We start from the raw sequence: 12,414 nt of genomic DNA on the forward strand, positions 1-12,414 counted from the left end.
AGCCTAATCAGGGCGAGGGTGCCGCCGGTATATCCTGATTGGGGTATATCGCCGCTGTGACCTTCCCGCCTAGGGTGGCAGGGGACAATCACAAGGGAGGCACCCATGACGGTTTCCATCGACGGCCAGCGGCTCTGGTCGAGCCTGATGGCCATGGCCGAGATCGGCCCCAGCCCCAACGGCGGTAGTCACCGCTTGGCATTGACCGAAGAGGACGCCGCCGGGCGTCGCCTGTTGATCGAATGGTGTCAGGCGCTGGGTTGTACGCTGCGCGTGGATCGGGTCGGCAATATGTTCCTGCGCCGCGCCGGCAAGCGCGATGATCTCGATCCGATCGGCGTTGGCAGCCATCTGGATACCCAGCCCAAGGGCGGGCGCTTCGACGGTGTGCTAGGCGTGTTGGCCGGCCTCGAGGTGTTCCGTACCCTCGACGATCACGGCATCGTCACCGAGCGGCCGCTGGAACTGGTGGTATGGACCAATGAAGAGGGCAGCCGCTTTGCCCCGGCCATGGTCGCCTCCGGTACCTATGCCGGGGCGTTCAGCGTCGAGTCGACCCTGGCGCGCCGCGACCGTGATGGCGTGACCCTGGGCGAGGCCCTCGCGGCCACCGGTTTCGCTGGCGAGATGGCGGTGGGCGAGCCTCATCTGGCGGGCTTCCTCGAGCTGCATATCGAGCAGGGACCGGTACTGGAGGAGAGCCACGAAGCGGTTGGCGTGGTGACCGGCGTGCAGGGCATGCGCTGGTTCGACGTCACTCTGCGCGGGCAGTCCTCGCATGCCGGGCCCACCCCGATGCGCTACCGCCGCGATGCCCTGGCCGCCGCGGCACGCCTGATCGATCGCCTGCAGGCTCTGGCCATGGCCGATGACAGCGGCGACACTAAGGTCACCTTCGGTACCCTGGAAATCGACGCGTCATCGCGCAACGTGGTTCCCGGCGAAGTGACTCTCTCCGTCGATCTTCGCCATGTCGACGAGGCTGAGCTGGACGCCCTTGAAGCGCACTTCGAGCGTGAGCTGGCCGCTGCCGGCGAGACCTTTGGCATCACGGCGCACAGCAAACGCATCTGGGCCTCGCCGGTGGTGAGCTTCGATAGCGGCTGCATCGATGCCGTGGAGAGAGCCGCCAAGGCCCGCGGCGTTCCTTACCGGCGCATGATGAGCGGCGCCGGCCACGACGCCGTCTATGTGGCCCGGGTCGCGCCGACTGCGATGATCTTCATTCCCTGCCGCGACGGGATCAGCCATAACGAGGCGGAGTATGCCTCCCCGGAACACTGCGCTCTGGGGGCTCAGGTGCTCTTTGATGCCATGGTGGAACGGGCCAATATCCTGGAGGCGGGCCAATGAACGTCACGATTCCCGCCACCAAGGCCGACTGGCAGGCCTTGGCCGAGACGCTGATCCCGTGCCTGGAGAGCCGCGCCTTTATTGATGGCGCCTTCGTCGATGCCACCAGCGGCGAGACCTTTGCCACTGTCAACCCGGCCACCGGTGAGACCCTGGCCTATGTCGCCAGCTGTGACGCCGCCGATGCCGAGCTCGCCGTGTCTTGTGCCCGGGCTGCCCACGCCCGGGGCGAGTGGGCGCGGCTGGCACCGGGGCGGCGTAAGCAGACGCTGCTCAAGCTGGCCGAGCTGATGGAGGCGCATCAACACGAATTGGCGCTGCTCGACACCCTGGACATGGGCAAGCCGATCTCCAGTTCGCTGGGCGATATCAATGGGGCCATCGGCTGCCTACGCTATACCGCCGAGGGCATCGACAAGGTCTACGGTGAAGTCGCCCCCACTGGCGAGGATAGCCTGGGCCTGGTGCTTCGTGAGCCCCTGGGCGTGGTGGCGGCCATCGTACCGTGGAACTTCCCGCTGATGATGACCGCTTGGAAGATCGCCCCGGCGCTGGCCGCCGGCAACAGTGTGATCCTCAAGCCCTCCGAGAAGTCGCCCCTCTCGGCGCTGCGACTGGCAAGCCTTGCCCGTGAGGCGGGCATTCCCCGCGGCGTCTTCCAGGTGCTACCTGGCTTCGGCCACACTGTAGGCAAGGACCTGGCGCTCTCCATGCAGGTCGATTGCCTGGCCTTCACCGGCTCCACCGCGGTAGGCAAGCAGTTGATGCAGTACGCCGGCCAGTCCAACCTCAAGCGGGTCTACCTGGAGTGTGGCGGCAAGTCTCCCAACATCGTCTTCGCCGACTGCAAGAACCTGGGCCAGGTGGCCCGACATGCCGCCGCGGCGATCTTCCACAACCAGGGCGAGGTGTGCATCGCCGGCTCGCGGCTGCTGGTGGAGAACGCGATTCGCAAGGAATTCGTCGACAAGGTGGTGGAGGCCGCCAAGACCATGCAGCCTGGTGACCCGCTCGACCCGCAGAGCTTCATGGGTGCCATGGTGGACGAGGCCCAATATCGTCGGGTGCTCGATTATATCGAGCAGGGGCGCGAGGAGGGCGCGCGGCTGCGTAGCGGCGGCCAGGTGCTGGAGGGCCCGGGGCTGTTCATCCCGCCGACGATATTCGACGGCGTGACCCCGGCCATGGCCATCAGTCGCGAGGAGATCTTCGGCCCGGTACTGGCGGTGTTCGGCTTCGACAGCGAGGAAGAGGCCGTGGCCATGGCCAACGACAGCGACTACGGCCTGGCGGCGGGACTTTGGAGCCAGGATATCGACCGCATCATGCGTGTGGCGCGGCGGCTGCAATCGGGCCAGGTGTTCGTCAACAACTGGGCGGGCCCCGACATGACGGTGCCCTTCGGTGGCGTCAAGCAGTCCGGCAATGGCCGCGACAAATCCCTGCACGCCCTGACGGAGTACACCGAGCTGAAGACTGTGTGGATGTCGCTAGCGCCCTGACGACGCATCCGAGATCAACGCTTACGCATGAATTCGATCGCGCTGTCTTGCCGACTCCCTCTCGTCTCTGGGGTCGGCCTTGCTACCCTATTCCTTACCCAGCCCGCTGTCTCGATACCAAGGCCACATGGTCGAGGAACTGCCGGAACAGTTGCGACTGGCTGGAAACCTCGAGCCGCTGGTAGATGTGCTTGCGATGCACCTTGACCGTGCCGTCGCTGATATCGAGCTCTCGGGCGGCCGATTTCGTCGAGTGGCCGGCCAGCAGTAGCCGCACGATCTCCTGCTCGCGCGCGGTCAGCACGCCGGCGCCGAAGCTGGCAAAGGCCGCTTCCACCGGCTCCTGCTCGGCCAGACGCTGCTGGAATTGGCTTCCCTGCCATTTCCAGTACTCGACGAGCAGGGCTTCCACTATCGGCGAGAGGTGGCGCAGTGCCTGCAGGGCGCGGCGGGTCAGTGGCGGCGACTTGACGCCGAAGCCGAGCGATACGGCAATCACGACATCCTCCTCGACTCGGCAGAAGAGACCCACTTCGTCCTGCAGGCCCAAGGCACGATAGTAGTGGGCGTAATAATCGCTGGCCTCGAAGCGATCCGGGGCCAGCTCGCGCAGGCGATGGGCGCCTTGATCGAGGCCGTCGCTCACGGCGGCAAAGAACGGGTCGAGTAGATACGCCTCGCTCAGGTAACGCTCGATGCCCTGCTCGCGGCGATGTGGGGGGTAGTCGTCGTGGATCAATAGCGGCCGGCGGCGCCCACGGTAGGCATTGATCAGCACGGTTTCATGACCCACGAGTTCGCGCAGACAGTGGTCGAGCCGGCCGGGGAAATCGGCCGCTCCGGCACTACGAAGCAGGCGCGCCAACTGCTGGTGCCAGGCGAGGCTTTCGGGACGGGCAAGGAAGTCGAGCATGGCGGCATCGGGGTCGGGAAATAGGGATTCCAACATATCATGTCCCAGCGTTGGCGCCCGTGTGCCGTCGCATCGGAATGCAGTGGACAACGGCGTGGCGCGCTGGTAGCAGGGCGTTTACCGGTAGGCCGTGACAAGCCGGCCCATTTTGAGGAGACTCTGGCTCGATCCTTTCATGCCGTCGTTGGAGTCTGCCCCTTGACTGATCTTTTGCCGCTGCTGGCTGCTCTTCCCGTGGGATACGCCATGGCGCTTTCGGCGCTGGCGGCGTTCCTGTTCGCCTTCGGCTTGGTCGGCCTGCTCGCCGCCCGCCGCCAGCGCGCCGATACGCAGCATCATGAGGTGGCACTGGCGGAGCTACGTGAGCGACTCGCCGAACGCGAACGACGCCTCGATGAACTGCAGCGCACGCTTGGCGAGGTACAGGTGCGCGAGGCGCGGCTGGCCACGACCCTGGAGCAGAAGCAGCAGCACTTCGACGCCCAACTGGCTCTGCTGCGCGATAGTCGCGACCAGCTCAAGCAGGAGTTCGAGAACCTCGCCAACGAGATCCTCGAGCGCAAGGGGCGCGCTTTCTCCGAGCTCTCCCAGCAGCGCATCAGCGGACTGCTGCAACCGATCCAGGCCGAGATGAAGGGCTTTCGCGAGAAGGTCGAGACGATTCACCGCCACGACACCGAGCAGCGCGCCGGTCTGCGCGCCGAGCTCAGGCACCTGCAGGCGCTCAACCGCGAGATCACCGACCAGGCCGAGCGCCTGACCCAGGCGTTGCAGGGCCAGAAGAAGGTGCAGGGCAACTGGGGCGAGCTGATGCTGGAGAACGTGCTCGAGGGCTCAGGGCTGCGCCCCGGCAAGGATTACCAGCGCGAGCTCAGTTTCACCACGGCCGACGGGCGGCGCCGGCCCGACGCGGTGGTCTACCTGCCCCAGGGGCGACACCTGGTGATCGATGCCAAGACCTCGCTCGCCGCCTACGTGCGCTACGTCAATGCCGAGGACGAGCGTGAACGCGAACTGGCCCTGGCCGCGCATGCCACCGCGGTGAGCGATCGTATCAACGAGCTTGCCGACAAGCACTACTATGACCTGCCGGGGCTCAACTCGCCGGACGTGGTGATCATGTTCGTTCCGGTGGAGTCGGCCTACGTCGAGGCATTGAAGTACGACGAGACGCTCTATCAGCGTGCCATCGAACACAACGTGCTGGTGGCCACCCCTACCACGCTGCTGACCAGCCTCAATATCGTGCGTCAGCTTTGGCGCTTCGAGGACCAGAGCCGCCACAGCGCCGAGCTGGCCAGTCGCGCCGAGAAGTTCTACAACAAGCTGCGGCTGTTCCTCGAAAGCATGCAGGAAGTGCAGGCCCGGATCGACGGCGCGCGAGACAGCTACGACCGCGCCATGGGCCAACTGGTCAACGGACGCGGCAATCTGATCAAGCAGGCCGCCGAGTTCCAGGAGCTGGGCGTGGCGGTGAAGAAGGAGTTGCCCGCCGAGCTGGTCGAGCGGGCGGGGCTGGAGCTCGAAAGCGAACGCCCCCACACGGCATTGCCGGATGGGGGCGGTCGAGGCTAAGGGCTCCCCCAGCCAAAGCAGAGGCGGCTTAGAAGCTGGCCCACTCCGGTTGGCGCTCCCTGGCGGGCAGCTTCAATTGAGCCATCAGCGGCTGTGACTCGCTTTCTTGCCTGCTATGGGTCTCTCGGTGGCCTTGGGAGGGCAGTTGGAAGGCCGCCATGGCGCCCATTAGTTGACGTGCATGCTGGCGCAGGTTGTCGGCTGCCGTGGCACTTTCCCCTACCAGCGTAGCGTTCTGCTGGGTCACCCGGTCCATCTCGGCCACGGCCGTACCGGCTTCCTGCACTCCGGCACTCTGTTCGACGCTGGCCTGGCTGATCTCATGCATCAGCTGACTGACCCGTGCGATGGCCTCGACAATTTCCTCGGTGGCCTGGCGAGCCTCGGCAGCCCGTGCGTTACCGCTCTTCACACGCTCCACGTTGCTGGTGATCAGCTCATTGATCTCTCTGGCAGCATCGGCGCTATTCTGGGCCAGCTTGCGCACCTCGGCGGCGACTACGGCAAAGCCGCGGCCGTGCTCGCCTGCCCGTGCCGCCTCCACCGAGGCGTTGAGCGCCAGGATATTGGTCTGGAAGGCGATGTCATCGATGGTCGAGATGATGCTGGCGATTTCGCCGGCACTCTTGTCGAGCTCATTCATGGTGGCCGCCATCTGCTCTACCGCTACGCCGCCCTGACGTGCCGTGTACGAAGCGCTTTCCGCTTCTCGGCTGGCCTGGCCGGCGTTCTCGGTGTTCTGTACCACGGTGCCGTTGAGCTCCTCCATGGCCGAGGCTGTCTGCGTCAGGGCACTGGCCTGCTGCTGGGTACGCGAGGCGAGATCGGTATTGCCCTCGGCGATTTGTTCGCTATTGCTGGCCACGGCCTCGGCTGCAGCTCGTACCTGGGCGACGATGTCCTGTAGCTGGCGTGCCATGCCTACCTGGGCGGCCATGATGCTGTGCTCGTCGTTTTTGCGCAGGCGCCCGGCCGTGGCCAGTTCACCACGGCCGATCGCTTCGGCGAAAGCGCGCACCTCATGCGGCTCGGCACCCAGCTCGCGTAGCAATTGGCGGGCGAGAAGATACGCTATGCCCCCGCCCAGTAGCAGGGCCGCCAGGCACAGGGCCAGCATCAGCATCTGAAAGCCGGCAGCGGTATCGCGTGCCAGGGCACTGTCGGCGGCGCTTTCGGCCTCCTGATGGTCGATGAAGGCATTGATGCTGTCGAGCCAGGCGAAGAAGGCCGGGCCGGCAGCGTTCAGCAGGTGCTCGCGGGCGCCGATGAGATCGCCCTGTTCACGGTATTCCATTACCTCGCCGGCCAAGCGTCGAGTGGTATCGGCCTGGCGTTCCACGGCAGCCAGCAGTTGTCTTTCACGGGAAGTGGTACCTTCTCGCATCACTTCGTTCATGCCCGAATCCGCCTGCCGATAGTCTTCGGCCAACGCTTGGTAGTCGCGCTCGAGAGCGGCGAGGGCAGACGGTGACTCTGCCAGGGTCATGTCGCGCAGCAGGATGGCACGGTCGTGTACGCTGCCACGCCAATCGATGGCGTGGCGCAGCTTGACGCCATTGACGTCATTGATGGTGGTGAGGCTGCGATCGATGCGGTTGACCTGGACGATGCCGATGGCGGTGAGCAGGACGATCAGGGCGAGTACGGCGGAAAAACCGCCGAGCAGGCGGGTGCGGATGCCGAGTCGGGAGAGGCCTGACGGGAGTGCCTTCATAGTTGTCTTTCCTTCTGCGTAGCGTGGGAGGGCGGGCCTCAACGGAGTTCATTGTTATACAACGGCACTCTAAAACTTGTACAATAAATGTACAAATGATTTGAGCCTATACGCCCGATAGCCTAGATAAAGGGTCTCCACGCTCTATTCGGAAATGGGAGCGAGCGAAAGAACCTGCCGCATGGGCAGGTGATGTAAAACTTGTACAAGGGGGCCAGGAAGAGGCTGGAGAGGTCGCCTAGAAGGTTCGCGCCGGCGTGCAGCAGCTCACCAGCCGGCAGGGCTCGCTGGCGGGGTTGCGGAAACGGTGGGGCACGTTGGTATCGAAGTAGTAGGCCTCGCCGGGGCCGAGCACGCGGGTTTCGGCGCCAATCGTGATCTCGATCTCGCCTTCGAGTACCACGCCGGCTTCCTCGCCCTGATGGGCGATCATCTCGCGACCGGTGTCGGCACCAGGCGGGTAGGTCTCGATCATGAAGGCCAGTGCGCGACTGGCCCGGTTGGCGCCGACCAGCTTGTAGATGACTTCGCCGCTGCCGACGTCGGCCAGTTCCTCGGCCGCGTAGAAGACCTGGTTGCGGCTCTCCATGTCCATGGTGAAGAAATCGCCGACGCTGATGGGGATGGCGTCGAGAATTTTCTTCAACGAGCTGACCGAGGGGCTGACCTTGCCCTGCTCGATCAGCGACAGGCTGGAGTGGGTGACGCCGCAGCGCTTGGCCAGCTCGCGCTGGGAAATGCCACGCAGGGTGCGCAGGGCGCGCAGACGTGTGCCTACGTCGTCCGACATGCCGGTTTCCTCGTCGTGGGGAGTCGGCGCGGTCGCTGGCGCGACAGCGCCTCGTTACCTAGCAGAGCGCGTCCAGTTTCTCCTTCAGCAGCTGATTGACCTGCTGAGGGTTGGCCGTGCCCCGAGAGGCCTTCATCACCTGGCCGACGAAGTAGCCGATCATCTTGCCGCGTTTGTCCGGCTCGGCATCGCGGTACTGGGCCACCTGGGCCGGGCTGTCCGCGATGACCTGGTCGATCATCGCCTCGATGGCGCCGGTATCGGTGACCTGCTTGAGGCCCTGGGCCTCGATGATGGCATCGGCGTTCGCCCCCTGGCCGTTCCACAGCGCCTGGAACACCTGCTTGGCGGCCTTGCCGTTGATGGTGTCGTCGATGACCCGCGCCACCAGCTCACCTAGCTGGCGCGCCGATACGGGGCTGTCGACGATGGCCAGGCCCTCACGGTTCAAGGCCCCCGCGAGTTCGCCCTGCACCCAGTTGGCGGCCTGCTTGGCATCGCCGCAGACGTCCTTCACCTCCTCGAAGTAGTCGGCCATCTCGCGGGTGGCGGAGAGCACGCTGGCGTCGTAGGCGGAAAGCCCCAGTGCCTTCTCGAAACGGGCGCGCTTGTCCGCGGGCAGCTCCGGCAGGTTGTCGCGCAGGTGATCGATATAGGCCTTGTCGAGCACCACGGGCAGCAGGTCGGGGCAGGGGAAGTAGCGGTAGTCGTTGGCTTCCTCCTTGGTGCGCATGCTGCGGGTCTCGTCGCGTTCGGGGTCGAACAGGCGGGTCTCCTGGACCACCACGCCGCCCTCCTCGAGCAGCTCGACCTGGCGTTCGACCTCGTAGGCGATGGCGCGCTCGACGAAGCGGAAGGAGTTGACGTTCTTGATCTCGGCGCGGGTGCCGAGGGTTTCCTGGCCCTTGGGGCGCACCGAGACGTTGACGTCGCAACGCATCGATCCCTCGGCCATGTTGCCGTCGGAAATGCCGAGGTAGGTGACGATCGAGTGGATCGCCTTGAGGTAGGCGGCGGCCTCTTTCGCCGAGCGCATGTCGGGCTCGGAGACGATCTCCAGCAGGGGAGTGCCGGCGCGGTTGAGGTCGACGCCGGTCATGCCGTGAAAATCCTCGTGCAGCGACTTGCCGGCATCCTCTTCCAGGTGAGCGTGATGCACGCGAACCGTCTTGGTGGAGCCATCCTCCAGCGTGATCTCGACCTCACCGGCGCCGACGATGGGCTGGTACATCTGGCTGGTCTGGTAGCCCTTGGGCAGGTCGGGATAGAAGTAGTTCTTGCGGTCGAATACCGAGACCTCGGGGATTCCGGCATGGATCGCCAGGCCGAACTTCACCGCCATGGCCACGGCGGCCTCGTTGAGCACCGGCAGCACGCCGGGCAGGCCCAGGTCGACGGCACAGGCCTGAGTGTTGGGCTCGGCACCGAAGGCGGTGGAAGCCCCGGAGAAGATCTTCGAGCGAGTGGCGAGCTGGACGTGCACCTCCAGCCCGATCACGGTTTCCCATTGCATCAGGCGTTCTCCTCGGCGAAGGCGGGACGTTGACGATGCCAGTCGGTGGCCTGCTGGAACTGGTGGGCGACGTTGAGCAGGCGTGCTTCGGTGAAGTGGCTGCCAAGAATCTGCAGCCCCACCGGGCGCTGGCCGACGAAGCCGGCCGGCACGCTCATGCCGGGGATGCCGGCGAGGTTGATGGCAATGGTGTAGATGTCCTGCAGGTACATCGACACCGGGTCCTTGTTGGCGCCGAGATCGAAGGCCGGGGTGGGCGACGCGGGACCCATCAGCACATCGACCTCCTCGAAGGCGTCGAGGAAGTCCTGGCGGATCAGCCGGCGTACCTGCTGGGCCTTCTTGTAGTAGGCGTCGAAGAAGCCTTCGGAGAGGGTGTGGGTGCCGATCAGGATGCGGCGCTTCACCTCGTCGCCGAAGCCCTCCGCACGGCTGCGCTTGTACAAGTCGATCAGGTCGATGGGATTGTCGCAGCGATGACCGAAGCGCACGCCGTCAAAGCGCGACAGGTTCGATGAGGCCTCCGCCGGGGCGATGACGTAGTAGGCCGGGATCGCGTAGTGGGTGTGCGGTAGGCTCACCTCGCGCACGCTGGCTCCGAGCGATTCGAAGACCTTGATCGCCTCGCGCACGGCGGCTTCCACCTGCGGGCCGAGGCCGTCGCCGAAATACTCTCTGGGCAGGCCGATCTTGAGCCCGCTAAGGGCGGTGCCGAGCTCCTCGGTGTAGTCGGGCACGCCGCGCTGCACGCAGGTGGAGTCGCGCAGGTCGTGGCCGGCCATGGCGTTGAGCAGCAGGGCGCAGTCTTCGGCGCTGCGGGCCATGGGGCCGGCCTGGTCGAGGCTCGAGGCGTAGGCGATCATGCCGTAGCGAGACACGCGGCCGTAGGTGGGCTTGAGCCCGGTGATGCCGCAGAAGGCGGCAGGCTGGCGGATCGAGCCACCGGTATCGGTGCCGATGGCGGCCGGCACCAGGCCGGCAGCCACCGCCGCGGCGCTGCCGCCGGACGAGCCGCCCGGTACCGCGGTGAGATCCCATGGGTTCTTCACCGGGCCGTAGTGGCTGTTCTCGTTGGATGAGCCCATGGCGAACTCGTCCATGTTGGTCTTGCCCAGGCTCACGGTGCCGGCGATGGCAAGCTTCTCGACCACGGTGGCGTCGTAGGGCGCGATGAAATTGTCGAGCATCTTCGAGCCGGCGGTAGTCTTCACGTCGCGGGTGCAGAAGATGTCCTTCAGCGCCAGGGGCAGGCCGGTGAGAGCGCCCGCTTTACCCGCTGCGCGGGCGGCGTCGGCGGCGTCGGCGGCAGCCAGGGCCTGATCGTAGGTGACGGTGATGAAGCTGTTCAGTTCACCGTCGAGGCGGTCGATGCGGCCCAGCAGGTGCTGGGTCAGCTCGCGGCTGGAGAACTCGCCGGCTTCGAGCGAGCGGGTCAGTTCGGCAAGGGTCTTGTCATGCATGCGGCATGGCTCCATGAAGGCGTGCCGTTATAAAGAAAGCGGAATCCTGCGGTGGCCGGTGGGCCTCGCGTGCCGCCGGCCAGGGCTCATTCGACGACGCGGGGAACCAGGTAGAGCCCGTTCTCCACGGCCGGGGCGCAGCGTTGGAAGCGGCTGCGTTGGTCGCTCTCGGTGACTTCGTCGGCGCGCAGGCGCTGGGTGACGTCGAGCGGGTGGGCCAGCGGTGCGACCCCTTCGGTGTCGAGAGCCTGAAGCATGTCGACCATCTCGAGAATACGGCCTAGGTCGTCCACGTAGCGGGCGGCTTCGTCGTCGGTCAGGCCGAGGCGGGCCAGATGGGCGGCCCGCTGCACGTCTGCGTGTTCAAGCGCCATGAGCTGAGTGTCCTCGCACGGAATGGAGTGTTATGCACAGCAGGAAAAGGTACCATATCCGACGCGTGGCGGGCACTCTTCTCGCACCCATGGCGGCGCCATGCCGCTTGCTGCACGGGGGCCGCGATGGTACCGTTTGCCTCCGCACTGGTCCCCGGTCTGCACTAGGTAACGACGTCCATGTTCAAACGTTTGAGGGGGCTGTTCTCCAGCGATCTTTCCATCGATCTGGGTACGGCCAATACACTGATTTATGTTCGCGGTCGCGGTATCGTGCTCGATGAGCCGTCGGTAGTGGCCATTCGCCAGTCCGGCAACATGCGCAGCGTGGCTGCGGTCGGCGCCGATGCCAAACGCATGCTGGGCCGTACGCCGGGCAACATCACCGCCATTCGTCCCATGAAGGATGGCGTGATCGCCGACTTCACCGTTACCGAGCAGATGCTGCAGCACTTCATCCGCAAGGTTCATCAAAGCACCTTCCTGACGCCGAGCCCGCGAGTCCTGGTATGCGTGCCCTGCATGTCGACCCAGGTCGAGCGCCGGGCGATCAAGGAGTCCGCCGAGGGTGCCGGCGCCCGCGAGGTGTTCCTGATCGAGGAGCCCATGGCGGCTGCCATCGGCGCCGGACTGCCGGTCGATGACGCCCAGGGCTCGATGGTGGTCGACATCGGTGGCGGTACCACCGAGATCGCCATCATCTCGCTCAATGGCGTGGTCTACTCCGAGTCGATCCGCGTCGGCGGCGACCGCTTCGACGAAGCCATCTCCGCCTACGTGCGTCGCCATTACGGCAGCTTGATCGGTGAAGCCACCGCCGAGCGCATCAAGGAGGAAATCGGCTGTGCCTACCCCGGCGGCGAGCTTCGCGAGATCGATGTGCGTGGCCGCAACCTGGCGGAGGGCATCCCGCGCAGCTTCACGCTCAACTCCCATGAGATCCTCGATGCTCTGCAGGAGACGCTTTCCTCGATCGTTGCCGCGGTCAAGAGCGCGCTGGAGCAGTCTCCGCCCGAACTGGCCTCGGACATCGCCGAGCGCGGCCTTGTACTGACAGGCGGTGGCGCCCTGCTGCGCGACCTCGACAAGCTGATTGCCGAGGAGACCGGGCTGCCGGTCATCGTCGCCGAGGATCCGCTGACCTGTGTGGCGCGCGGTGGCGGCAAGGCACTCGAGATGATCGACCGTCATACCTTCGAGCTGCTCTCGAGCGACTGACG

10 protein-coding genes are annotated in these 12,414 nt (G+C 65.5%); 4 read left to right on the forward strand and 6 right to left on the reverse strand.

Annotated features, from left to right (window positions below; genetic code table 11):
- Positions 1-105: 105 nt before the first annotated feature.
- Together ACRWQA_RS07455 and ACRWQA_RS07460 are read left to right on the forward strand one after the other, a co-directional pair.
- Positions 106-1,353, forward strand: coding sequence for a Zn-dependent hydrolase (locus ACRWQA_RS07455; protein ID WP_434227740.1), 1,248 nt, complete (start codon positions 106-108; stop codon positions 1,351-1,353).
- Positions 1,350-2,855, forward strand: coding sequence for an aldehyde dehydrogenase (locus ACRWQA_RS07460; protein WP_434227738.1), 1,506 nt, complete (start codon positions 1,350-1,352; stop codon positions 2,853-2,855). Before ACRWQA_RS07455 ends, ACRWQA_RS07460 begins: the two co-directional genes overlap by 4 nt.
- A 94-nt stretch (positions 2,856-2,949) precedes the next feature.
- Here the strand turns inward: ACRWQA_RS07460 and ACRWQA_RS07465 are convergent, their stop codons facing one another.
- Positions 2,950-3,804, reverse strand: a complete 855-nt coding sequence (locus tag ACRWQA_RS07465; protein WP_263580450.1) for a helix-turn-helix transcriptional regulator — start codon at positions 3,802-3,804, stop codon at positions 2,950-2,952.
- Between the two features lie 162 nt (positions 3,805-3,966).
- On the opposite strand from ACRWQA_RS07465, the gene ACRWQA_RS07470 reads away from it, so the two are divergent.
- Positions 3,967-5,343 (forward strand): DNA recombination protein RmuC, encoded by a 1,377-nt coding sequence (locus tag ACRWQA_RS07470; RefSeq protein ID WP_434227736.1) that lies wholly within the window; start codon positions 3,967-3,969, stop codon positions 5,341-5,343.
- A gap of 28 nt (positions 5,344-5,371) precedes the next feature.
- Here ACRWQA_RS07470 and ACRWQA_RS07475 read toward each other — a convergent pair whose 3' ends face one another.
- From ACRWQA_RS07475 to gatC, 5 genes are all read right to left on the reverse strand, one after another.
- Complete coding sequence (locus tag ACRWQA_RS07475) at positions 5,372-7,057, reverse strand: methyl-accepting chemotaxis protein (protein ID WP_263580448.1); 1,686 nt, start codon at positions 7,055-7,057, stop codon at positions 5,372-5,374.
- A 238-nt stretch (positions 7,058-7,295) separates the two neighbouring features.
- Complete coding sequence (locus tag ACRWQA_RS07480) at positions 7,296-7,847, reverse strand: cupin domain-containing protein (protein ID WP_263580447.1); 552 nt, start codon at positions 7,845-7,847, stop codon at positions 7,296-7,298.
- Between the two features lie 58 nt (positions 7,848-7,905).
- Positions 7,906-9,360 (reverse strand): Asp-tRNA(Asn)/Glu-tRNA(Gln) amidotransferase subunit GatB, encoded by a 1,455-nt coding sequence (gatB, locus tag ACRWQA_RS07485; RefSeq protein ID WP_434227734.1) that lies wholly within the window; start codon positions 9,358-9,360, stop codon positions 7,906-7,908.
- Positions 9,360-10,820 (reverse strand): Asp-tRNA(Asn)/Glu-tRNA(Gln) amidotransferase subunit GatA, encoded by a 1,461-nt coding sequence (gene gatA, locus ACRWQA_RS07490; RefSeq protein WP_434227732.1) that lies wholly within the window; start codon positions 10,818-10,820, stop codon positions 9,360-9,362. The genes gatB and gatA overlap by 1 nt, the downstream gene beginning before the upstream one ends.
- Positions 10,821-10,906: 86 nt before the next feature.
- Positions 10,907-11,194 (reverse strand): Asp-tRNA(Asn)/Glu-tRNA(Gln) amidotransferase subunit GatC, encoded by a 288-nt coding sequence (gene gatC / locus ACRWQA_RS07495; protein WP_111414297.1) that lies wholly within the window; start codon positions 11,192-11,194, stop codon positions 10,907-10,909.
- A gap of 180 nt (positions 11,195-11,374) precedes the next feature.
- Between gatC and ACRWQA_RS07500 the strand changes: the two genes are divergently transcribed.
- Entirely contained in the window at positions 11,375-12,412 is a 1,038-nt protein-coding gene (locus tag ACRWQA_RS07500; RefSeq protein WP_104201758.1) for a rod shape-determining protein, read from the forward strand.
- The last annotated feature ends 2 nt before the right edge of the window (positions 12,413-12,414 follow it).

The sequence above is a fragment of the Billgrantia sp. C5P2 genome (assembly GCF_051062895.2).

What these genes read in the sequence shown, in the direction of transcription:
- ACRWQA_RS07500 (WP_104201758.1), top strand. Translation starts at nt 11,375, where the DNA reads ATGTTCAAACGTTTGAGGGGGCTGTTCTCCAGCGATCTTTCCATCGAT.
- ACRWQA_RS07455 (WP_434227740.1), top strand. Translation starts at nt 106, where the DNA reads ATGACGGTTTCCATCGACGGCCAGCGGCTCTGGTCGAGCCTGATGGCC.
- ACRWQA_RS07480 (WP_263580447.1), bottom strand. Translation starts at nt 7,847, where the DNA reads ATGTCGGACGACGTAGGCACACGTCTGCGCGCCCTGCGCACCCTGCGT.
- gatC (WP_111414297.1), bottom strand. Translation starts at nt 11,194, where the DNA reads ATGGCGCTTGAACACGCAGACGTGCAGCGGGCCGCCCATCTGGCCCGC.
- gatA (WP_434227732.1), bottom strand. Translation starts at nt 10,820, where the DNA reads ATGCATGACAAGACCCTTGCCGAACTGACCCGCTCGCTCGAAGCCGGC.
- ACRWQA_RS07475 (WP_263580448.1), bottom strand. Translation starts at nt 7,057, where the DNA reads ATGAAGGCACTCCCGTCAGGCCTCTCCCGACTCGGCATCCGCACCCGC.
- ACRWQA_RS07460 (WP_434227738.1), top strand. Translation starts at nt 1,350, where the DNA reads ATGAACGTCACGATTCCCGCCACCAAGGCCGACTGGCAGGCCTTGGCC.
- gatB (WP_434227734.1), bottom strand. Translation starts at nt 9,360, where the DNA reads ATGCAATGGGAAACCGTGATCGGGCTGGAGGTGCACGTCCAGCTCGCC.
- ACRWQA_RS07465 (WP_263580450.1), bottom strand. Translation starts at nt 3,804, where the DNA reads ATGTTGGAATCCCTATTTCCCGACCCCGATGCCGCCATGCTCGACTTC.